This is a genomic window from Agrococcus beijingensis (assembly GCF_030758955.1).
GTDB classification, from domain to species: Bacteria; Actinomycetota; Actinomycetes; order Actinomycetales; family Microbacteriaceae; genus Agrococcus; species Agrococcus beijingensis.
The window spans coordinates 1,849,074-1,870,515 of the sequence record NZ_CP132360.1; the positions used below are offsets into that span (position 1 = coordinate 1,849,074).

The following is a 21,442-nucleotide window of genomic DNA, read 5'->3' on the forward strand; positions in this document are numbered from 1 at the left end:
CGTGCCGCATCCGCTCGCCCCGCAGCTCCCTGACGCAGGCGACCCCAACGCGCTCGTCGAGGGCGTGTGGCCCGAGGGCGCCGAGCGCGTCGACGGCGCGCTGCGCGTCGGCGGCGTCGACGTGCGCGAGATCGCGCAGCAGCACGGTACCCCCTTCCTCCTCGTCGACGAGACGGTCGTGCGCGGCCGGGCCCGACGCATCCGCACCGCCTTCGAGGCCGCGTTCGGCGCCGACACCGACGTCTACTACGCCGGCAAGGCGCTGCTCACCGCCGACGTCGCCCGTTGGATGCGCGCCGAGGGGCTGCGCATCGACGTCTGCACCGGCGGCGAGCTCGCGACCGCGCTCCGCGCCGGCATCGAGCCGGCCGCGATCGGCTTCCACGGCAACAACAAGAGCGAGCTCGAGATCGAGGCGGGCGTGCAGGCGGGCGTCGGCACGTTCGTGATCGACTCGCCCATCGAGGCCGAGCGCATCGCCGCCGCGGCCACCCGCGCCGGCCGCGTGCAGCGCGTGCGGCTGCGCATCTCGGTGGGCGTGCACGCCTCGACCCACGAGTTCCTGGCGACCAGCCACGAGGATCAGAAGTTCGGCGTGCCCGTCGCCGAGGCGCCCGCGCTCGTCGCGCGCATCCGCGAGCTGCCGAGCCTCGAGCTCGTCGGCCTGCACACCCACATCGGCTCGCAGATCTTCGACGCCGACGGCTTCGCCGAGTCGGCCCGCCGCATGCTCGCGCTCCACGCTGAGCTGGGCGCAGACGACGCCCCGCTGCCCGAGCTCAACCTGGGCGGCGGCTTCGGCATCGCCTACACCGCCGCCGACAGCCCCGAGCCGATCGAGGCGATCGCCGACAGGCTCGCGGATGCGGTGCGCACCGCCGCAGACGAGCTCGGCATCGCGGTGCCCAGGATCGCGATCGAGCCCGGTCGCTGGATCGTCGGGCCCGCCGGCATCACCGTCTACACGGTCGGCACCACCAAGCCCGTGCAGCTCGGCGCCGGCACCCGCACCTACGTCTCGGTCGACGGCGGCATGGGCGACAACGCGCGCCCGGCGCTCTACGGCGCGCAGTACTCGGCCCGCATCGCGAGCCGCGCCTCGACCGCCGAGGCGGCGCTCGTGCGCGTCGCCGGCCGCCACTGCGAGTCGGGCGACATCGTCGTCGACGCCGAGTGGCTGCCCGCCGACGTCGCGCCCGGCGACCTGCTGGCCGTGGCGGCGACCGGCGCCTACTGCCACTCGCTCGCCTCGAACTACAACGCGGCTCCCCGGCCGCCCGTGCTCGCCGTCGCCGACGGCGACGTGCGCGTGCTGGTGCGCCGCGAATCGATCGACGACCTGCTGGCGCGCGACGCCGGCCTCGACGCACACGGCATCGACGCACACGGTCTCGACGCAGACCCCCTCGACGCACGCCGTCCGGACGCAAACAACCTCGACGCACACCCTGGAGTGGCATGAACTCGTACCGCAGCCTCCGCATCGCCCTGCTGGGCGCGGGCAGCGTCGGCGCGCAGGTCGCGCGCCTGCTGCTCGAGCACGGCGACGAGCTGGCCGCGCGCGTGGGCGCGCCGCTCGAGCTCGTCGGCATCGGGGTGCGCGACGTCGACGCCAAGCGCGACGTCGAGCTGCCCCGCGAGCTGCTCACCGACGACCTCGCGACGCTCGTCGCGGGCGCCGACATCGTGGTCGAGCTGCTGGGCGGCATCGAGCCGGCTCGCACGCTGCTGCTCGACGCGCTCGCCGCCGGCGCCGACGTCGTCACCGCCAACAAGGCGCTGGTCGCCGCGCACGGCCCCGAGCTCTTCCAGGCCGCCGAGACCGTCGGCGCGCAGGTCGCCTACGAGGCCGCGGTCGGCGGCGCGATCCCCATCATCCGCCCGCTCGAGCAGTCGCTCGCCGGCGACCGCGTCATGCGCGTGATGGGCATCGTCAATGGCACCACCAACTTCATCCTCGACCGCATGCACACCGAGGGCTCCTCGCTCGCCGACGCGCTGGCGATCGCGACCGAGCTCGGATACGCCGAGGCCGACCCGACCGCCGACATCGAGGGCTACGACGCGGCCAGCAAGGCGACGATCCTCGCCTCGCTCGCGTTCCACACCGAGGTGCCGGCCGAGGTCGTGCACCGCGAGGGCATCACTGCGGTGACGGATGCCATGGTCGCGCAGGCGGAGCGCAACGGCCGGGTGCTGAAGCTCGTCGCGATCTGCGAGCGCCTGGAGGACACCTCGGGCAGCGGTGCGGGCGACCGCGTCTCGGCACGCGTGCATCCCGTCTCGCTGCCGTCGACGCATCCGCTCGCCGCGGTGCGCGAGGCGAAGAACGCCATCTTCGTGACCGCCGAGTCGGCGGGCGACCTGATGTTCTACGGCGCGGGCGCCGGCGGCCCCGAGACGGCCTCTGCCGTGCTCGGCGACCTCGTCTCGATCGCCCGCCGCCACGTGCTCGGCGGCCCGGGCGCGGCGGCATCGACGCACGCCGACCTCGAGATCGCGCCCTTCGGCGACGTGCTCGCGCGGCACGAGCTCGGGCTCACCGTGGCCGACCGACCGGGCGTGCTCGCCTCGGTGGCGCGGCTGTTCGCCGAGCACGACGTCTCGGTGGAGTCGGTGCGGCAGGATCCGGGCGACGGCTTCGCCTCGCTCGTGCTCGGCACCCACACCTCGACCGAGGCCCGCATCTCGGCAGTGCTCAGAGCGCTCGGCGCGCACGACGACGTGGAGCGGATCGACAGCGTGATCCGACTCATCGACTAGGAGGCAGACAGATGGCGAACCAGGGTTCTCGCAGCCAGGGCCAGCGCAACCAGTGGCGCGGCGTGCTCCGCGAGTGGGCCGATGTGCTCGACGTGACGGATGCGTCGACGGTCGTGACGCTCGGAGAGGGCGGCACGCCGCTCATCGAGTCGAAGGCGCTGTCGGCGATGACCGACGCGCGCGTCTTCGTGAAGTTCGAGGGCCTCAACCCGACGGGATCGTTCAAGGACCGCGGCATGACCGTCGCCGTCTCGCGCGCGATCGAGCGGGGCGCGAAGGCCATCGCCTGCGCCTCGACCGGCAACACGTCGGCCGCCGCCGCCGCGTACGCCGCGGCTGCCGGCATCCAGGCGATCGTGCTCGTGCCCGAGGGCCGCATCTCGATGGGCAAGCTCGCCCAGTCGGTCGTGCACGGCGCCCGCATCGTGCAGATCCGCGGCAACTTCGACGACTGCCTCGAGATCTCGAAGGAGCTCGCCGAGCAGTACCCGGTGCACCTCGTGAACTCGGTGAACGACGACCGCATCGAGGGCCAGAAGACGGCAGCGCTCGAGATCGTCGACATGCTCGGCGACGCCCCCGACATCCACTGCATCCCGGTCGGCAACGCCGGCAACATCACCAGCTACTGGCGCGGCTACTCGCTCGCCGAGACGAACGGCTGGGCGACGAAGCGCCCGCAGATGCTCGGCTTCCAGGCCGCCGGCGCCGCCCCGATCGTGCGCGGCGAGGTCGTGCGCGAGCCCGACACGGTCGCCACCGCGATCCGCATCGGCAACCCGGCCTCGTGGCAGCAGGCGCTCGACGCCCGCGACCAGTCGGGCGGCTTCATCGGCGCGATCGACGACACCGCGATCCTGCGCGCGCAGCGGCTGCTCGCCTCGTCGACCGGCGTGTTCGTCGAGCCCGCCTCGGCCATCTCGGTCGCCGGCCTGCTCGAGCGCCACGCCGCTGGCCAGATCCCCGTCGGCTCGACCATCGCGCTGACCGTCACCGGCCACGGCCTGAAGGACGCCGGCTGGGGCCTGAAGCTCGACGACGGCACCGACGCCAGCCCCGAGTCGGCCGACGCCGACACGAAGCAGGTCGCCGAGATGCTGGGCCTCGCGTGACGGCCGCCTCCGAGGTGCCGGTTCCTGTCGGGAGCACTGTGCCCGTCGGGCGCAGCGTGCACGTGCGCGTGCCGGCCACCAGCGCCAACCTGGGCCCCGGCTTCGACACGCTCGGCCTCGCGCTCAACGTGCACGACGAGCTCGAGGTCGTGGCGACCGAGTCGGGCGTCACCGTCGAGGTCTCGGGCGTCGGCGCCGCCGGCGACCCCGAGGGTGCCGTGCCCACCGACGAGAGCAACCTCGTCGCGCGCGCCGCGCTGCACGTCTTCGACCGGGTCGGCGTCGAGGCGCCCGGCCTCGCGCTCAAGGCGACCAACAGCATCCCCCACGGACGCGGCATGGGCTCCTCCGGCGCCGCGATCGTGTCGGGCGTGCTGGCGGCGAAGGGCCTGCTCGCCGGCATCGTCGACGTCAGCGACACCGACGTGCTGCGCTACGCGACCGAGCTCGAGGGCCACCCCGACAACGTCGCCCCGGCGATCTTCGGCGGCCTCACCATCGCCTGGGTCGACGAGAGCGGCCCCCGCCACAAGCAGCTCGCCGTGCACCGCGGCGTCTCGCTGCTCGTGGCCGTGCCCGAGGCGACCATGTCGACGAAGCTCGCGCGCAGCCTGCAGCCGGATGCCGTGCCGCACGCCGACGCCGTCTTCAACCTGTCGCGCTCGGCGCTGCTCGTGGCCGCGCTGACGCAGAGCCCCGAGCTGCTGCTCGACGCCACCGAGGACCGCCTGCACCAGGCCTACCGCGCCAGCGCGATGCCCGAGACCAGCGCCCTGATCGGCGACCTGCGGGCCGCCGGCCACGCCGCCGTCGTCTCGGGTGCTGGCCCCTCGGTGCTCGTGCTCGCCTCCGACCCCGCAGCCCGCCTCGAGGCCGCCGCAATCGTCGAGCAGCGGCCCGCCGGGTGGCACGCGCGCCTGCTGGCCGTCGACATCCGCGGTGGTATGGTGGAGCCCATCCCCAGCAGCACCGCGGCCTAGCCGCGCGCAGGGGACATCCTGACTCCCTCGTCCGCATTCTGACGTGCTCGTCGGCCGCTCTCGGCCTTGGGCGCAGCGTTCGAGAAGGTCCCACGCCCGCGAGCATCGCGCGCGGGCCGACATCGAAGGAGCACTCGCGCCATGACGAGCGAGATCACCGACAGCATCCCCGCGGCAGCCGCCGCGGATTCCGAGACCACCACGACGGCGCCCAAGCGCCGCTCGCGCCGCGCGACGTCGACGTCGGTCGCAGCGCAGGCGGCAGCCCCCGCCGTCGAGGCGCCGGTCGCGACCGAGGCCCTCGCGGCCGACAGCGCAGCACCGGCTGCCGACGCCGCCGAGGCGCCCGCCGCCGAGGCGGGACCTATCAAGTGAGACCTATGTCATGAACCCAGACACCCCATCCTCCGCTCGACGTGCAGGCGGGATGTCCTCGGATGTCCCGCCTTCGTCGTCCTCGTCGTGCTGCACCGGAGCGCTCGGTGCAGATTCGGCACATCTGCCTGTAGGTTGGAGGCGTTCGATCGCCTCGTCACGTGTTGGAGCGTCCATGCCCCGCAGCCGTCCGTCGCTCCCCGACCGACCTGAGGTCGCACCGTGAGTGGCCGCATCCTCGTGGTCGATGACGACCGCGACATCCGCGATCTCGTCGCCATCAAGCTCGAGTCCGCGGGCCACGAGGTCGTCACCCGAGCCGACGGGTCGCAGGCGCTGGAAGCCGGGCTCGAAGGCGGCTGGGACGCGATCGTGCTCGACGTCATGATGCCCGGGATGTCGGGCATCGACGTGCTCCGCGCGCTCCGCGACCGCGGAGTGGCGACACCCGTGATCCTGCTGACCGCGCGCGGCCAGGAGAAGGACATCGAGGCCGGCTTCGCGGCCGGCGCCGACCACTACGTCACGAAGCCCTTCAGCCCTCGGGCGCTCCTCGCCCGCGTCACGGCCGCGATCGGATGAATCCGCTGCCGCCGGAGCTGCTGCAGGCGGTGCTGCTCGTCACCTCGATCGTCGTGGTCGGCATGCTGCTCTCCTTGGTCGTCCAGCGCACGATCCGGCGCCGACGGCTGCGGCGGATCGCCGAGCTCGACGCTCGTCACCGGCGTCTGGTGCTCGAGGCGACGATCGCCGAGGACGACGAGCTCGAGCCGCTGCTGGCCCGCGTGCGCTCGTTCGACGCCGAGGAGCGGGCGCACGTGGGCCGCACTGTCTTCCTGATGCTGCGCGACATCACCGGCGAGGCCGCGGAGCGGCTGCGTGCCGTGGCGCTGGCCTCCGGGCTCGTGCCGCGCGTGCTGCACGCGGCGGAGCGACGATCCGCCGTCGCCCGTGCCGATGCGGCCGAGGCGCTCGGCCTGCTCGCCCCGGAGGGCGCGCTGGAGCTGCTGCTCCGGCTCTCCGCAGACCGCGATGCCGAAGTGCGCACGGTCGCTGTGCGAGCGCTCGGCTCCTTCGACGACACCCTCGCCATCGACCGGGTCATCGAGGCGCTCGCGACCGACAGCGGCGTGCCTGCCAGTGTTGCCGCGAGCGCGCTGCTGCAGCAGGGCACCGCCGCCGTGGCGCGCGTGCGCTGGGCGCTCGACGACGCCGATCCCGGCGTGCGCCGCGGCGCCGCCCGGGTCGCGGGCCTGCTGCAGGTGCCCGCCGCGGGCGAGGCGCTCACCCGCCTCGTCGCCGACGAGCACGAGTCGGTGCGCCTCGCGGCGATGCGCTCGCTCGAGCTGCTGCCGGTGCGCGAGTCGCTGCCCGTCCTGCTCGACGCCGCGCTCGGCGGCGGCGTGGTCGGCGAGGCCGCCGCGAACGCCATCGTGCGCATGCCCTCCTCCTGGCAGGGCGAGGCGCTGGCGCGGATCGCCGCAGAGGCCGAGCCGGGCGTACGCCGTGCCGCCGGGCTCCCCAGGGCAGAGGCTGCCGCGTGACCTGGCTTTACGACCTCCTGACCGACGTCTTCGCGGTGCTCGTGTGGCCGTCGGCCATCTACTTCCTGCTCGGCAACACGCTGATGCTGCTGCTCATCCTGCTCGCCTCGCGGCACTTCACGCGCTACCTGCGCCGCAGCGAGCACCGCGGCGAGGATGCGATGGCCGCCTCCCCCGTCAGCCTCGGCGTCTCGGTGATCGTGCCGGCCTACAACGAGTCGGCCGTGATCCTCACCAGCGTGCGCTCCATGCTCGACCTGCGGTATCCCGACCACGAGGTCATCGTCGTCAACGACGGCAGCGCCGACGACACCTTCGAGCGGCTGCGCGTCGCCTTCGACCTGGTCGAGGACCACCGCGACGTGCCCGGGCGCGTGCCCGTGCGCGGTGCGATCCGGGGCATCTGGCGCTCCCGGGAGGGCGGCGTGCCGCTGCTCGTGGTCGACAAGGAGAACTCCGGCCGCTCCGACTCGGTGAACATCGGGCTCGACCTGGCGAGCCGCGAGCTGGTCGTCATGGTCGATGCCGACTCGATCCTGGAGCCCGACGCGCTGCTGTCGGTGTCGAAGCCCTTCGCCGACGACCCCGACAGGATCGTCGCCACCGGCGGCGTCGTGCGCATCGTCAACAACAGCCGCGTGCAGGGCGGCCGCATCACCGAGCTGCGGATGCCGAAGCAGATCATCACCCGCATCCAGGTGGTCGAGTACCTGCGCGCGTTCCTGCTGGGCCGCACCGCCTGGTCGGATCTGAACGCGCTGATCCTCATCTCGGGAGCGTTCGGGATGTTCCGCCGCGACGTGCTCATCGAGGTGGGCGGGCTCGACGCCGACTCGATCGGCGAGGACTTCGAGCTCGTCATGCGGATCCAGCGCTGGATCCGCGACGGGAAGCGCGACGCTCGGGTGCAGTTCGTGGCCGAGCCGGTCAGCTGGACAGAGGCTCCTTCGACGATCAAGGTGCTCGCCCGCCAGCGCCGCCGCTGGCACCGCGGCCTGTGGGAGGTGCTCTGGAAGTACCGTGGCATGCTGCTGAACCCGAAGTACGGCCGCCTCGGCTTCGTCGCGCTGCCCTACTACTGGCTGTTCGAGCTCTTCGCCCCGCTGGCCGAGCTCGTCGGCATCGTCATCGTCGTGGCCGGCCTCGCCGTCGGCGCCGTCGACCCGGGAGCCGCCGTGCTGCTGCTGCTCGTGTCGTACGGCTACGGGACGCTGGTGACGCTGGCCGCGATCGTCGTCGAGGAGGCGAGCTTCCACCGCTACGAGCGCTGGCGCGACCTGGCCGCGATCCTCTGGGCCGTCGTGGCCGAGAGCCTGGGCTACCGGCAGCTCACGGCGATCTGGCGCATGCAGGGATGGTGGGCAGGCATCACCAACCGCAAGCAGGTGTGGGGCGAGATGACCCGCACCGGCTTCTCCGGCAGCGAGGAGACGGCCGACGCGTCAGCCGGCGAGGGGCAGTCGGAACGAGCCGACTGAGCCGACGCCCGGCTCGCTCTGGAAGTCGATCGTGCCGCCGTGCGCGCGCACGATCGAGCTGCAGATCCACAGCCCCAGGCCCGCGCCGGCCACGCCCGACGCTCGTGCGGAGCTCGAGCGGTAGAACCGCTCGAAGACGCGCGCGGCCTCGGTGGGGAGCATCCCCGGACCGTCGTCGATGACCCGAACCACCGCATCCGCACCCTCGACGCCGACCTCGATGCCGATGTGGCCGCCCTCGTGCGAGTACTTGATGGCGTTCGACAGCAGGTTCTCGATCACCTGCCCGATGCGGCGGCCGTCGACGTCGAGCACGATCGCCGGGCCGTCGGCGAAGGCGATCGTCAGATCGCGCTTGCGCGCGCGGTGCTCGAGCTGGGCGATCGCGTCTGCCGCGAGCGAGCGGATGTCGACCGGCTCGTGCGCCAGGTGCATCTGGCCGCGGCTCATCTCGCCCACGAGCAGGAGGTCCTCGACCAGCGCGCGCAGCCGGTTGGCGTTGCGCTGCACCGTCTGCAGCCACGACTCGAGCTCGGGGCGCATGCCGTCCTCGTCGAGTGCCAGCTCGAGATAGCCCGAGATCGAGGTGAGCGGCGTGCGCAGCTCGTGCGACACGAGCGCCACGAAGTCGTCGCGATCCTCGAGCATGCGCATGTAGTCCGTCACGTCATCGACCGACGCGATCGAGCCGCGGAACTCGCCGTCGACCATGAGCGGTCGGGACGACACCGTCACCGCGAACATGTCCTGGCCCGGACGTGCGATCCAGAACCGGCTGTTGTCGAACGACTCCCCGCGCGCGGCTCGCAGGAACGGCATCTCCTCGAGCGGGATCGGCCGACGGGACTCGAGCTCGAGGAAGCCCGCGCCGTCGAGCACGTGGTCTAGGCTCGTGCCTTCGAGCGCGGGATGGTCGCTGAGCGTCGGGTTGATGCGGACGACGCCGCCGTCGGCGTCGAGCAGCATCAGGCCGATCCGTGCCGTCTCGAAGATGGTGTCGAGCAGCACGCCGTCGGCCACCGTCTGCCGTGCGAGCGCGGTCCGCTCGCGCTCCCGCTCGAGGATCTCGAGCTGCTGCTGCTCGAGCCTGCTGGTGTAGGACGCGGCGAAGAAGGCGGCGGCGGTGAGCGCGACAGGCACGAGCACCGCTCCCACCGCGTTCGCGGTCACGGTCGTCCCCGTCGAGCCGGCGATCCGCAGCGCCATGAGGATGCCCATCGCCGTGCCGCCGGCTGCCGCGATGACGACCCCCCGTCGGCGCGCGACGAATCCCAGCCAGAATGCGGGCACGACCGCGAGCATCGCCGCGATCCGCGGCACCTCCAGGTCGCCGAGGATCAGCATGATGACGAGGAGGTCCAACGCCGGCACCAGCGCCGGCAGCCACCTCGCGTCGTAGAGCGGGCCCTGCCCGAGCACGGCGATGCCGGTCGCCGCCACGACCACGACGACGCCGGCCCACACCCACGGCCGGTCCCAGATCTCGGCGGCGACGATCGTGTGCACGACGAGCACGAGCGCGAGGACCCCGACCGACAGGAGCTGGCCGCGGAGCGTCTCGGTGAGGGGGTGCGGGCGACGCGTCTGCTCGACAGCCTCGGAGCGTTCAGTCACGCTCACCGGCGTCGGTTGCCGAAGACGCCGCGCACGATCTCGCGGATCAGCGACTGGCCGGTGCGGGAGCCGATGAAGTCGGTGACCACGTTGCCTCCAGACCGCTGCCCGGAGCCGCCGGAGCCGCCCGAGCCGCGACCCTGTCGCGCCGCCTTCTCGAGCCGTGCCGCCTCAGCCTCAGCCTCCTCGCGGGCCGCCTCGTCCTGCTCCGCCTTCTGCGCCGCCCGCAGCTTGGCCTGCAGGATCTCGTACGCCGACTCGCGGTCGACGGCCTGACCGTACTTCGGCAGCAGCGACGACGACTGCACCGTCTGCCGCATCGCGGCCTCGGGCGTCGGATCCATCGAGCCCTGCGGCGCCCGCAGGCGCGTCCAGGCGACGGGCGTGGGCGCGCCGCGCTCGTTCATCACGGTCACGATCGCCTCCCCGATGCCGAGCCCGGTGAGCACCTGCTCGAGGTCGTAGCCGCTGCGCGGGTAGGTGCGCACGGTGGAGCGCAGCGCGGTCGCGTCGTCGGGCGTGTGGGCGCGCAGCTGGTGCTGCACGCGCGAGCCGAGCTGCGCGAGCACGTCGCTCGGCACATCCTTCGGGGTCTGCGTCACGAAGAAGATGCCGACGCCCTTCGAGCGGATGAGTCGGACGGTCTGGGTGATGGCGCTCAGGAAGTCCTTGGAGGCGTCCTTGAACAGCAGGTGCGCCTCGTCGAAGAAGAAGACCAGCTTGGGCTTGTCGATGTCACCCACCTCCGGCAGGTCCTCGAACAGGTCGGCGAGCAGCCACATGAGGAAGGTGGAGAAGAGTGCGGGCTGGCTGGCGACACCGGGAACCTCGAGCAGGCTGATGACGCCACGGCCGTCGGGGGTGGTGCGCATGAGCTCGCGCGTGTCGATCTCGGGCTCGCCGAAGAAGACGTCGGCGCCCTGCTCGCTGAAGGCGGTGATCTCGCGCAGGATCACGCCCGCCGTCTGCGTCGAGATGCCGCCGAGCCGCTTGAGCTCCTCCTTGCCCAGGTCGCTGGTGAGCCAGAGGAGCAGCTCGCGCAGGTCCTTGAGGTCGACGAGCGGCAGCCGCTGCTCGTCGGCGTAGGCGAAGACGATGCCGAGGCTCGACTCCTGCGTGTCGTTCAGGCCCAGCACCTTCGACAGCAGCACCGGGCCGAACGAGAGCACGGTCGCTCGGATCGGCACGCCGATGCCCTCGCCACCCAGCGCGAAGTACTCGACCGGGAATCCGGCGCCGTCCCACGCCTGACCGATGCCCGCAGTGCGCGCCAGCAGCTTGTCGCTGGACTCGCCGGGCGTCGCGACACCCGAGAGATCGCCCTTGATGTCGGCGGCGAAGACGGGCACGCCCGCAGCCGACAGCTGCTCGGCGAGCACCTGCAGCGTCTTGGTCTTGCCCGTGCCGGTCGCCCCGGCGATGAGGCCGTGGCGGTTCACCATGCCCAGCGGGATGCGCACCTGGGTCTCCGGGTCGGCCTCGCCGTTGACGAGCGCTCCCATCTCGAGCGCGGCGCCCTCGAACGCGTAGCCCGCCCGGATCGCGCCGACCTCGTCGGCGGCGAGCGGTCCGGTCGACGGCGCGGGCTCGAGGTGGGCACCGGGCTCGACCGGCTGATCGAGATCGGCCGGCGCCGGCGCCGACTGCGGCGCCTCCTCGAAGCGCTCCGCGACCGGCGGCGCCTCGTCGGGCGCCGCATCGTCCGCCGGCAGCGGCGGCGTGTCGATCTTCACCCGCTGCTGGCTCGCCTGCAGCTCTGCCAGCCGAGCCTCGGCCTCCGCCTGAGCCTTGCGTGCCGCTTCGATCTCTGCCTGCACCTTGGCCAGCTCGTCGCTCATGCCGCCATCCTTGCATCACTCGATCGGAGGCACGTCCTTGGGGCGCACGACGAACCAGAGCATGCAGGTGGCGAGCACGCCGCAGACCAGCATGATCGCGCCCATCGGAACGGCGCTCTCGACCCCGAAGAGGCCGACGACGGGCCCCACGAGGCCCGCGATCGACATGTTGAGCGCCCCGAGCAGCGAGGCTGCGGTGCCCGCTTCGCTGCGGTGGCCGACGAGCGCGAGCGTCTGGACGCACGGCATCGACAGCCCGAAGGCGAAGGCGAACAGCGCGATCGCGGGCACGAGCCCGGCGACGCCGAAGGCGAGGAGGTCGAACACGATCACCAGCGTCGCCCCGACGATGAGCAGCGCCGTCGAGACCGAGAGCACCCACTGCGGCCCGAAGCGGTTCGCCGCGCGCCCCGCCGTCTGGGTGCCGATCAGCACCGCGATCGAGCAGAGCGCGAAGACGATGCCGAACTCGCCGGGCGTGAAGCCGTAGACCTCCTGCAGCAGCAGCGACGAGGTCGATAGGTAGGCGAACATGCCGCCGAAGATGCTCGCGCCGATGACGGCGACGCCGACGAAGACGCGGTCGGTGAGCACCGCCCGGTACTTCTGGGCGAGCGTCGAGTGGCCGGGCACATGGCGCAGGTGCGGCGGGAGGGTCTCGCGCAGGAAGACGAGCTGCAGCACGATCACCAGCGCCGCATAGGCGGCCAGCACCCAGAAGAGCCCCCGCCATTCGAGGAAGCCGAGCAGCCACGAGCCGAGCACCGGCGCCGCGATGGGCGCGATGCCGATCACCAGCGCCAGCCGCGACAGCGCCGTGGTCAGCTTCTTGCCGGCGAAGAGGTCGCGCACCATCGCCATCGCGACGACGGTGCCGGCAGCCGCACCGAACCCCTGCACGACGCGCAGCACCAGCAGCGAGGCGATGTCGGGGGCGAGCGCGACGCCGACGCTCGCCAGCACGTGCACGCTGGTGGCGATCAGCAGCGGCCGCCGCCTGCCGATGCGGTCCGACAGCGGGCCGACCACCAGCTGCCCGAACGCGAATCCCAGGGTCGTGGCCGACAGGGTCAGCTGCACCGCCGCATCCGTCGTGTCGAACGCCCGCTTCACCGCCGGGAAGGCCGGCAGGTAGAGGTCGATCGTGAACGGCCCGAGCCCGGCGAGCAGCCCCAGCACGACGAGCGTCGTGATGCGGCGGCCGCGGGTCAGCCCGTCGCCGGGCGAGGCGGTCACGCCTGGGGCAGCACGAGCGGCACGTCGTCGCGCGGGGCGACGCGCTCGTCGCCGGTGGCGGCGTCGTGCTCGAACACCACGCGACCGTCGACCAGCACCGTGCGCGGGCGCGCCATCGGATCCATCCAGTCGCCGCCCCAGACCACGATGTCGGCGCGCTTGCCCGGCTCGAGCGAGCCGACCTCGTCGGCGACGCCGAGCACCTTCGCGGGGTTGATGGTGATCGCGCGCAGCGCCGTCTCGCGGTCGAGCCCCTCACGGACGGCGAAGGATGCCTGGTGCACGAGGAACGAGATGGGGATCACCGGGTGATCGGTGATGATCGACAGCTCGACGCCCGCCTTCGCGAGCTTGCCGGGGTTGGCTATCGAGCGCTTGCGCAGCTCCATCTTCGACTTGGTGGTGAACAGCGGGCCGATGAGCACGGGCACCCCGCGCTCGGCGAGCAGGTCGGCCACCACGTGCGCCTCGGTGCCGTGGTCGATCACGAGGTCGTAGCCGAACTCGGCCTGCAGCCGCAGCGCGGTGATGATGTCGTCGGCGCGGTGCGCGTGCTGGCGCCACGGGATCTGCCGCTCGAGCACGAGGGTCAGCGCCTCGAGCGTCAGGTCGACGTCGTGGCGCTCGTCGTTGCTCGGGTCGGCCTTGCGGCGCTGGTAGCTCTGCGCGGCCACGAAGGCGTCGCGGATCACCTTGGCCGTGCCCATGCGGGTGGAGGGCAGCACCTTCTTCTCGCCGTAGACGCGCTTCGGGTTCTCGCCCAGCGCGCTCTTCACCCCAGCGGGCGCCCGCAGCACCATGTGGTCGACGATGCGCCCGTGCGTGTGCAGCGTGGTCGCCTGGCCGCCGATCGGGTTGGCGGAGCCCGGGTTGACGTTGACGGTCGTGACGCCGCCCGCGAGCGCCAGGTCGAAGCCCTCGTCGTAGGGGTCGATCGCGTCGACCGTGCGCAGGCCCGCCGTGTTGGGGCTCGTCATCTCGTTCGTGTCGTTGGCGGTGCTGCCGTCGCCCTCCGGGTGCACGCCGAGGTGCACGTGCGCGTCGATGAGGCCGGGCGTGACCTGCGCGCCGCCGACGTCGAGCACCTCGGCGCCCTCGGGCACCGTCACGTCGGCGCCGAGCTCGGCGATGCGGCCGTCGCGCACCAGGATCGTGCCCTCGAACTCCTCGCCCTCGACGGGCACGACGTGGGCGTTGACGATGGCGAGCAGCATGGGTGTCCTCTTCGTGTCGGGTGTCGGGCGTCTGGGCTTCAGCCTACGACACTGCTTAGCCCGGCGAACGACTTCACCGGCTCCGAACCGGCGGGGCTCAGGCGTCGAAGAGCTCCTCGAGCCGCGTCAGGCAGTCCTGCCAGCCCTGCCGGAAGTCGTCGACCTCGTCCATCAGGGCGGTCTGGCGCACGGTCACCAGCGTGCCGCCGTCGCGCTCCTCGAGGTCGACGATCACCAGCTGCGACGGCTGGGGCGCGAACTCCTCGCCCTCCAGCCAGTCCCACGACTGCACGATCCGCCGGCCCTCGTCGAGCTCGAGGTAGCGGCCCTGCACGCCGAAGCCGCCGGTGGCCGTGCGGATCCGGTAGGTGCCGCCCTCCTGCGCGTCGATCTCGTAGCGGGTGTCGTCGAACATCGGCCACCACCACTGCTCCAGACCGGCACCCGTCGTCAGGAGCGGCCACAGCGCATCCGTCGTCGTCGTGACGAACGCGACCACCTCGGCGTGCTCGGCATCGTCCGGGATCTCGAAGGCGTCGCTCATGCGGCCACGCTATCGCCGCATGGGGCCCGCACTACAGTGGTGCCGTCCGGCGATGCGCGCCTCGAGGCGCGCCCTGACGAGAGGCACCCGCATGACCGCCCTTGCCCCGCCCGACGGCCTGACCCGCTCCGAGCGCCTCGACCGACTGCCGTTCACGCGCAGGCACGGCCGCCTGCTCGGCACCTCCGGCATCGGCTGGGCGCTCGACGCGATGGACGTCGGCCTCATCTCGTTCGTGATCGCCGCGCTCGCCGAGCAGTGGAGCCTCGGCCGCACCGAGACCAGCTGGATCGCCTCGATCGGCTTCGTCGGCATGGCGATCGGCGCGACCGTGGGCGGGCTGCTCGCCGACCGCATCGGCCGTCGCAGCATCTTCGCGATCACGCTGATCGTCTACGGGCTCGCCACCGGCGCCTCGGCGCTCGTCGGCTCGCTCGCGGCGCTGCTGGTGCTGCGCTTCATCGTCGGCCTGGGCCTCGGCGCCGAGCTGCCGGTCGCCTCGACGCTCGTCAGCGAGTTCGCGCCCAAGCGCATCCGCGGCCGCGTCGTGGTGTGGCTCGAGGCGTTCTGGGCGGTGGGCTGGATCGCCGCCGCGATCATCGGCACCTTCGTGATCGGCGCGAGCGACGACGGCTGGCGGTGGGGCCTCGCGATCGGCATGGCGCCGGCAATCTTCTCGATCGTGGTGCGCTGGGGCATGCCCGAGTCGGTGCGCTTCCTCGAGTCGAAGGGCCGCTTCTCGGAGGCCGAGCGCACCGTGCGGCGCTTCGAGGAGGCCGCCGACGTGCCCTCACCGGGGCACCTGCCCGACCTCCCAGCCGCCGACGACGCGGCGTCGGCCGAGACCACGACGCCTGCCGAGACCACGACGGCGGATGCGTCGGCTCGGCCCGAGACCGCCCCTGCGGTCTCGATCTGGTCGCCCGCGCTCCGCCGGCGCACCCTCGCGCTCTGGACCGTCTGGTTCTGCATCAACTTCTCGTACTACGGCGCGTTCATCTGGATCCCGTCGCTGCTCGTCGAGCAGGGCTTCTCGCTGGTGCGCTCGTTCGAGTTCACGCTCATCATCACGCTGGCGCAGCTGCCCGGCTACGCGCTCGCCGCGTTCCTCATCGAGAAGTGGGGCCGTCGCCCCACGCTGACCGTGTTCCTGATCGGCTCGGCGCTCGCCGCCGCCTGGTACGGCACCGCGTCGACCGAGGCGATGATCATCGCCGCCGGCTGCGCGCTGTCGTTCTGCAACCTCGGCGCGTGGGGCGCGCTCTACGCCATCGGGCCGGAGCTCTACCCGACGACCGTGCGCGGCACCGGCACCGGCGCGGCGGCGGGCTTCGGCCGCATCGCGTCGATCCTGGCGCCGCTCGCGGTGCCGCCGCTGCTGGCGCTCGGCGGACCGCTGGTGCTGTTCGGCACGTTCGCGCTGGCCTTCGCGATCGCCGCGATCGCCGCCTGGACGATCCCCGAGCGGCGAGGCCAGGCGCTCGACTGACCCGCTAGATCGCCGCGAACGCCTGCTGCAGGTCGGCGACCAGGTCGCCGGCGTCCTCGAGCCCGACCGACAGCCGCAGCAGGTCGTCGGGCACCTCGAGCTCGGTGCCGCGCACCGACGCGTGCGTCATCTCGAACGGGTAGCAGACGAGGCTCTCGACGCCGCCGAGCGACTCCGCCAGCTGGAACACGCGCGTCTGCTTCACCAGCCTGAGCGCCGCTGCCCTCCCGCCCGTGAGCTGGATCGACACCATGCCGCCGAAGCCACGCATCTGCCGCGACGCCAGCTCGTGCTGCGGGTGGTCGGGCAGCCCCGGGTAATGCACGGCGGCGATCGCCGGGTGGCCGACGAGCGACTCGGCGACCGCCTGCGCGTTCGCGCAGTGCCGCTCGACGCGCACGCTCAGCGTCTTCAGCGACCGGGTCGTCAGCCAGGCGTCGAACGGGCTGTTCACGGCACCGACCGCGAACTGGTGGAATCCGATGCCCTCGGCGAGCGACGCATCCGCCGTCACCACCGCACCGCCGACGAGGTCGGAGTGCCCGCCGATGTACTTCGTCGTCGAGTGCACGACCACGTCGGCGCCGAGCGCGAGCGGCTGCTGCAGGTACGGGGTCGCGAACGTGTTGTCGGCGACGACGATCGCGCCGGCCGCATGGCCGATCTCGGCGAGGCCCGCGATGTCGGCCACCTTCATGAGCGGGTTCGAGGGCGTCTCGACCCACAGGATGCGGGTGTTGGGGCGCACGGATGCCTTGACGGCGTCGAGGTCGGATGCGTCGGCGGTCGTGATCTCGACCCCCCACTTCTCCCAGACCTTCTTCACCAGGCGGTGCGTGCCGCCGTAGACGTCGTTGCCCATCAGCACGTGCGCGCCGGGCTCGAGCACCGAGCGCAGCACCGCGTCCTCGGCGGCGAGGCCGGAGCCGAAGGCGAACGCGTGCGTGCCGCCCTCGAGGCTCGCGAGCTGCAGCTGCAGCGCGTCCCGGCTGGGGTTGCCGCCGCGCGAGTACTCGTAGCCGTCGCGGAAGCCGCCCACGCCGTCCTGCACGAACGTCGAGGTCATGAAGATCGGCGGGATGACGGCGCCGGTGCGCGGGTCGAACGGCTGCCCGTCGTGGATCGCGCGGGTCGAGAAGCCGCGGGGCTCTGCCGGATGGGTCTCGGTCACGGTCATGCCTCCTTCGAGAGGTGGGTGAGCAGGTCGGTGCGGGTGACGACGCCCACGGGCTTCGCCTCCTCGAGCACGAGGAGGGCGTCACTGGTCTTCAGGGCCGCCAGGAGCGCATCCACCGACTCGGTGATGCCGATCTGCGGCAGCCTGGCGCCCAGGTGCTTCGACACCGGGTCGGCGAGCTGCGCGTGCTCGGCGAAGACGGCGTCGAGCAGGGTGCGCTCGTCGACGGCCCCGGCGACCTCGCCGATCACCACGGGCGGCTCGGCGGTGAGCACGGGCAGCTGGCTGACGCCGTACTCGCGCATGATCTCGATCGCGTCGTGCACGGTGTCGGTCGGGTGCGCGTGCACGAGCGAGGGCATCGAGCCCTCCTTGCCGCGGGCCGCGCCCTTGCCGACGAGCACGTCGCGCACGGTCGTCTCGCTGGCGGGGGCGGCGAAGCCGTAGGAGCGCATCCAGGCGTCGGAGTAGACCTTCTGCAGGTAGCCGCGGCCCGAGTCGGGCAGCAGCACCACCATGACGGCGTCGGCGGGGAGCTCGCGCGCGACGCGCAGCGCGACGACCACGGCCATGCCGCTCGAGCCGCCGACCAGCAGGCCCTCCTCGCGGGCGAGGCGGCGGGTCATCGCGAACGACTCGGCGTCGTTCACCGCGATCACCCGATCGACCACGCTCGGGTCGTAGTTGCCCGGCCACATGTCTTCGCCGACGCCCTCGACGAGGTACGGCCGGCCGGTGCCGCCGGAGTAGATGGAGCCCTCGGGGTCGGCGCCGATCACGGTCACCGCGCCCTCGGAAGCGCGCTTCAGGAATCGGGACGTGCCGGTGATCGTGCCGCCGGTGCCGACGCCGGCGACGAAGTGCGTCAGCCGGCCGTCGGTGTCGCGCCAGATCTCGGGGCCGGTGGTCGCCTCGTGCGCGGCCGGCGCGGCCGGGTTGAAGAACTGGTTGGGCTGGTAGGCACCCTCGATCTCGTCGACGAGCCGGTTCGCGACGCCGTAGTACGACTCGGGGCTGTCGGGGGCGACCGCGGTGGGCGTCACGACCACCTCGGCGCCGTAGGCGCGCAGCACCGCGAGCTTGTCGTCGGCGACCTTGTCGGGGCAGACGAAGATGCAGCGGTAGCCCTTCTGCTGCGCGACGAGCGCGAGGCCGACGCCGGTGTTGCCGCTGGTCGGCTCGACGATGGTGCCGCCGGGGAGCAGCAGTCCCTTCGCCTCAGCGTCGTCGATCATCGCCGCCGCGATGCGATCCTTCACGGAGCCGCCGGGGTTCAGGAACTCGACCTTCGCGAGCACGGTCGCGGCGATGCCCTCGGTCACCTTCGACAGCCGCACGAGCGGGGTGTCGCCGATGGTGTCGAGGATGGACTCTGCGTAGCGCATGGGGCCTCCTGCCTTGCCGCACGAGCCTACCGGCCGACCACGCGCGGCCCCTCCTCCCTCCCCCCATCCCTCATCCCCGGTCGGATGCACAACGCAAGCCGCGGGGCGGCTTTCCGCAGCGCTCGCCGCCGTGCCGGGCCGACTGCCGCGCCGATCGCCGATCGGGCTTGCGTTGTGGACGGCGGTGGCGGGGGCCTGGACGGGGTCGCGGGCGAAGAGGGGCGGATGCGCTGCGGCAGGATGTGGGGATGGACGCCAGGCGGGAGCTCGTCATCGAGCGCGTGCTGCGCTGCGTCGAGCTCGTGCCGCCGGGGCGCGTCGCCTCGTACGGCGCCGTCGCCGCGATCTGCGGCATCGGGCCGCGGCAGGTGGGCTCGATCCTCAAGCACTACAGCCACGGGCTGCCCTGGTGGCGCATCACCAGCCACGCGGGCGACTTCGGCGGCGACCTGCTGCAGCACGCGCTGCCGCACTGGCGGGAGGAGGGCATCCGCGTGAAGCCCAACGGGCTCGGCTGCCGATACGCCGACTACGCCGCCGACATGGACGACCTCGAGCGGCGCTGGCGGGAGGCGACCCGCGACCTGCCTGGCCTCGACGACGACGGCCTCGACGCATCCGCCCCCTGATCGCTGGGCGGCGCTACGGGCGCCGTGGGCGCGGCTGGCGCGGCTTGCTGCCTCCGCGAGCCGGACCCCTTCCACCGAATCCGATCCGGTGCACCGGGTCGAGATTGGTGCACGGGGTCGAGCTCGCCGGCAGTCGCGGCCCATGCGCGCTCGGCCGGCTCAGGCAGTCGCGGCCCGTGCGCGCCCGACCCGCTCAGACGGTCGCTGCCTGCTGCGCGAAGAGCGTCGCGTAGGTGCCGCCCGCGGCGAGCAGCTCGCCGTGGGTGCCCTGCTCGACGATGCTGCCCCGGTCGATGACGAAGATGACGTCGGCGTGGCGGATGGTCGAGAGCCGGTGCGCGATCGCCAGCGTGGTGCGGCCACGGGCCGCCTCGTCGAGCGCGCCCTGCACGATGCGCTCCGAGACGGTGTCGAGCGCGCTGGTGGCCTCGTCGAGCACGAGCACCTCGGGATCCTTCAGGAGCACGCGCGCGATCGCGATGCGCTGCTTCTCGCCGCCGGAGAGGCGATAGCCGCGCTCGCCCACGAGCGTGTCGTAGCCGTCCGGGAACCGGTGGATCGTGTCGTAGATGCTGGCCGCGCGCGTCGCGGCGTCGAGCTCGTCGTCGGTGGCGTCGGGCTTGGCGTAGCGCAGGTTCTCGGCGATGGATGCGTGGAACAGGTAGGGCTCCTGGCTCACGATGCCGATGTGCTCGGTGAGCGCCGCCGGGTCGAGCTCGCGCACGTCGGTGCCGGCGAAGCGCACCGCTCCCCCGGTGACCTCGTGCAGGCGCGGCAGCAGGTAGCCGATGGTCGTCTTGCCGGCGCCCGACGGCCCGACGAAGGCGGCGAACGTGCCGGGCGCGAGCGAGAAGGAGACGCCGTCGAGCGTGTTCGGCTCCTCGGCCTTGGCGTCGGGGTAGCGGAAGACGACGTCGTCGAACGCGACCTCGCCGAGGTGCGCGCGGTCGAGCGGCTTGCCCGCTGCCGGCGGCACGATGGCGGGCTGCAGGTCGAGGTACTCGAAGATGCGGGCGAAGAGCGCGCCCGAGGTCTGCAGGTCGAGGCCCACCCGCAGCAGCCCCATGAGCGGCATCAGCAGGCGGCTCTGCACGGTCGTGAACGCCACCAGGGTGCCGGCGGTGACCGCGCGGTCGCCGCCCTCGATGAGGAAGCCGGCGATCACGTAGACGACGGCGGGCAGCACCGAGATGAAGATCGACACCAGCGCGAAGAACGTCTGGCCGCTCATGGTCAGCCGCACCTGCAGCCCCACCTGGCGGTCGTTCTCGTCGCGGTAGCGCTGCGACTCGTCGCCCTGCCGCCCGAACGCCTTCGCCAGCAGGATGCCCGAGACCGAGAGCGCCTCCTGCGTGATCGAAGTCATCTCGCTCAGCGACTCCTGCGTCTGCGTGGCGATGCGGGCGCGCACCTGGCCGACGCGGCGCTGCAGCAGCACGAGCACGGGGGTCAGCACGACCGCCATGATCGTCAGCTCCCACGACAGGATGAGCATCGTCACGAGGCTCGCGATCACGGTGACGGTGTTGCCGACCACCGACGAGACGGTGTTCGACAGCACGTTGGCGACGCCGCCCACATCGTTCTGCAGCCGCGACTGGATGACGCCGGTCTTCGTGCGGGTGAAGAACGCGAGCTCCATCGACTGCAGCTTGTCGAACAGCGCCGTGCGCAGCTCGCCCATCAGCCGGTTGCCGACGCGGGTGGTCAGCCACACCTGCCAGATGCCGAGCAGGCTCGCCGACACCCAGAGCGCCACCATGGTGCCCACGAGCATCCACAGCAGCGGCAGGTTCGGGCCGCCGCCGTCGAGCGGGAACAGCGCCTCGTCGAACACCCGCTGGGTCAGCAGCGGCGGGAACACCGCGATCGTCGCGACCACCAGCACCAGCGCGATCGTGAGCGTGATCGCCGCGCGGTGGGGCTTGAAGAGGGCGAGGATGCGTCGGCCCAGATCGGGCACGCGGGGCGCGGTCGCGTTCACCTCGCGCTGCGCCGCATCGTCGCGCATCCCCATGCCGCCACGGCCGCCGCGGCCCATCCCCATGCTCATGGCTTCACGCT

General features: G+C 72.4%; 18 protein-coding genes. 10 read left to right on the plus strand and 8 right to left on the minus strand.

Translation table 11 applies throughout. The features are described 5' to 3' along the window. Nucleotide 1: 1 nt before the first annotated feature. The 8 genes from lysA (at nucleotide 2) to Q9250_RS08940 (ending at nucleotide 8,252) form a co-directional block, all read left to right on the plus strand. Nucleotides 2-1,462: a diaminopimelate decarboxylase gene (gene lysA / locus Q9250_RS08905; RefSeq protein ID WP_306231512.1), complete on the plus strand. Its 1,461-nt coding sequence runs from the start codon at nucleotides 2-4 to the stop codon at nucleotides 1,460-1,462. Next, on the plus strand, nucleotides 1,459-2,763 hold the full coding sequence (locus tag Q9250_RS08910) for a homoserine dehydrogenase (RefSeq protein WP_306231513.1): 1,305 nt from the start codon (nucleotides 1,459-1,461) through the stop codon (nucleotides 2,761-2,763). The genes lysA and Q9250_RS08910 overlap by 4 nt, the downstream gene beginning before the upstream one ends. 11 nt (nucleotides 2,764-2,774) lie before the next feature. Beyond that, nucleotides 2,775-3,875, plus strand: coding sequence for a threonine synthase (thrC, locus tag Q9250_RS08915; protein ID WP_306231514.1), 1,101 nt, complete (start codon nucleotides 2,775-2,777; stop codon nucleotides 3,873-3,875). Between the two features lie 38 nt (nucleotides 3,876-3,913). Next, entirely contained in the window at nucleotides 3,914-4,855 is a 942-nt protein-coding gene (thrB, locus tag Q9250_RS08920; protein WP_306231515.1) for a homoserine kinase, read from the plus strand. A 141-nt stretch (nucleotides 4,856-4,996) separates the two neighbouring features. Continuing rightward, entirely contained in the window at nucleotides 4,997-5,230 is a 234-nt protein-coding gene (locus Q9250_RS08925) for a hypothetical protein (RefSeq protein WP_306231516.1), read from the plus strand. A gap of 222 nt (nucleotides 5,231-5,452) precedes the next feature. Next, a complete protein-coding gene (locus Q9250_RS08930; RefSeq protein WP_306231518.1) occupies nucleotides 5,453-5,812 on the plus strand; it encodes a response regulator transcription factor in 360 nt (119 codons plus the stop codon). Then, on the plus strand, nucleotides 5,809-6,774 hold the full coding sequence (locus Q9250_RS08935; RefSeq protein WP_306231519.1) for a HEAT repeat domain-containing protein: 966 nt from the start codon (nucleotides 5,809-5,811) through the stop codon (nucleotides 6,772-6,774). The genes Q9250_RS08930 and Q9250_RS08935 overlap by 4 nt, the downstream gene beginning before the upstream one ends. Next, on the plus strand, nucleotides 6,771-8,252 hold the full coding sequence (locus tag Q9250_RS08940; protein WP_306231520.1) for a glycosyltransferase family 2 protein: 1,482 nt from the start codon (nucleotides 6,771-6,773) through the stop codon (nucleotides 8,250-8,252). Before Q9250_RS08935 ends, Q9250_RS08940 begins: the two co-directional genes overlap by 4 nt. Here the strand turns inward: Q9250_RS08940 and Q9250_RS08945 are convergent. The 5 genes from Q9250_RS08945 to Q9250_RS08965 form a co-directional block, all read right to left on the minus strand. Then, entirely contained in the window at nucleotides 8,217-9,866 is a 1,650-nt protein-coding gene (locus tag Q9250_RS08945) for a sensor histidine kinase (protein WP_306231521.1), read from the minus strand. The two genes, Q9250_RS08940 and Q9250_RS08945, sit on opposite strands and share 36 nt — an antisense overlap. Before the next feature lie 2 nt (nucleotides 9,867-9,868). Continuing rightward, nucleotides 9,869-11,704 carry a helicase HerA-like domain-containing protein gene (locus Q9250_RS08950; RefSeq protein WP_306231522.1) on the minus strand — a complete coding sequence of 612 codons (1,836 nt, stop codon included), beginning with the start codon at nucleotides 11,702-11,704 and terminating at the stop codon, nucleotides 9,869-9,871. Between the two features lie 15 nt (nucleotides 11,705-11,719). Continuing rightward, entirely contained in the window at nucleotides 11,720-12,940 is a 1,221-nt protein-coding gene (locus Q9250_RS08955) for a multidrug effflux MFS transporter (RefSeq protein ID WP_306231523.1), read from the minus strand. Beyond that, on the minus strand, nucleotides 12,937-14,154 hold the full coding sequence (locus Q9250_RS08960; protein WP_306231524.1) for an amidohydrolase: 1,218 nt from the start codon (nucleotides 14,152-14,154) through the stop codon (nucleotides 12,937-12,939). Before Q9250_RS08960 ends, Q9250_RS08955 begins: the two co-directional genes overlap by 4 nt. Before the next feature lie 97 nt (nucleotides 14,155-14,251). Next, entirely contained in the window at nucleotides 14,252-14,698 is a 447-nt protein-coding gene (locus Q9250_RS08965) for an SRPBCC family protein (RefSeq protein ID WP_306231525.1), read from the minus strand. Between the two features lie 91 nt (nucleotides 14,699-14,789). Here Q9250_RS08965 and Q9250_RS08970 point away from each other — a divergent pair, with 91 nt between their 5' ends. Next, on the plus strand, nucleotides 14,790-16,187 hold the full coding sequence (locus Q9250_RS08970; RefSeq protein WP_306231526.1) for an MFS transporter: 1,398 nt from the start codon (nucleotides 14,790-14,792) through the stop codon (nucleotides 16,185-16,187). 4 nt (nucleotides 16,188-16,191) lie between these two features. Here the strand turns inward: Q9250_RS08970 and Q9250_RS08975 are convergent, their stop codons facing one another. Continuing rightward, nucleotides 16,192-17,358: a cystathionine gamma-synthase gene (locus tag Q9250_RS08975; protein ID WP_306231527.1), complete on the minus strand. Its 1,167-nt coding sequence runs from the start codon at nucleotides 17,356-17,358 to the stop codon at nucleotides 16,192-16,194. A 2-nt stretch (nucleotides 17,359-17,360) separates the two neighbouring features. Then, nucleotides 17,361-18,749 carry a cystathionine beta-synthase gene (locus Q9250_RS08980; protein ID WP_306231528.1) on the minus strand — a complete coding sequence of 463 codons (1,389 nt, stop codon included), beginning with the start codon at nucleotides 18,747-18,749 and terminating at the stop codon, nucleotides 17,361-17,363. Nucleotides 18,750-18,997: 248 nt separating this feature from the next. Here Q9250_RS08980 and Q9250_RS08985 point away from each other — a divergent pair, with 248 nt between their 5' ends. Continuing rightward, a complete protein-coding gene (locus Q9250_RS08985; RefSeq protein WP_306231529.1) occupies nucleotides 18,998-19,378 on the plus strand; it encodes an MGMT family protein in 381 nt (126 codons plus the stop codon). Nucleotides 19,379-19,571: 193 nt separating this feature from the next. Here Q9250_RS08985 and Q9250_RS08990 read toward each other — a convergent pair whose 3' ends face one another. Further along, on the minus strand, nucleotides 19,572-21,431 hold the full coding sequence (locus Q9250_RS08990; protein WP_306231530.1) for an ABC transporter ATP-binding protein: 1,860 nt from the start codon (nucleotides 21,429-21,431) through the stop codon (nucleotides 19,572-19,574). Nucleotides 21,432-21,442: the final 11 nt, after the last annotated feature.

Excerpts from the sequence above, each read along its gene's own strand:
- Q9250_RS08910 (WP_306231513.1), top strand. The coding sequence starts at position 1,459 with ATGAACTCGTACCGCAGCCTCCGCATCGCCCTGCTGGGCGCGGGCAGC.
- Q9250_RS08960 (WP_306231524.1), bottom strand. The coding sequence starts at position 14,154 with ATGCTGCTCGCCATCGTCAACGCCCACGTCGTGCCCGTCGAGGGCGAG.
- Q9250_RS08965 (WP_306231525.1), bottom strand. The coding sequence starts at position 14,698 with ATGAGCGACGCCTTCGAGATCCCGGACGATGCCGAGCACGCCGAGGTG.
- Q9250_RS08980 (WP_306231528.1), bottom strand. The coding sequence starts at position 18,749 with ATGCGCTACGCAGAGTCCATCCTCGACACCATCGGCGACACCCCGCTC.
- thrC (WP_306231514.1), top strand. The coding sequence starts at position 2,775 with ATGGCGAACCAGGGTTCTCGCAGCCAGGGCCAGCGCAACCAGTGGCGC.
- Q9250_RS08985 (WP_306231529.1), top strand. The coding sequence starts at position 18,998 with ATGGACGCCAGGCGGGAGCTCGTCATCGAGCGCGTGCTGCGCTGCGTC.
- Q9250_RS08935 (WP_306231519.1), top strand. The coding sequence starts at position 5,809 with ATGAATCCGCTGCCGCCGGAGCTGCTGCAGGCGGTGCTGCTCGTCACC.
- Q9250_RS08950 (WP_306231522.1), bottom strand. The coding sequence starts at position 11,704 with ATGAGCGACGAGCTGGCCAAGGTGCAGGCAGAGATCGAAGCGGCACGC.
- Q9250_RS08925 (WP_306231516.1), top strand. The coding sequence starts at position 4,997 with ATGACGAGCGAGATCACCGACAGCATCCCCGCGGCAGCCGCCGCGGAT.
- Q9250_RS08990 (WP_306231530.1), bottom strand. The coding sequence starts at position 21,431 with ATGAGCATGGGGATGGGCCGCGGCGGCCGTGGCGGCATGGGGATGCGC.
- Q9250_RS08970 (WP_306231526.1), top strand. The coding sequence starts at position 14,790 with ATGACCGCCCTTGCCCCGCCCGACGGCCTGACCCGCTCCGAGCGCCTC.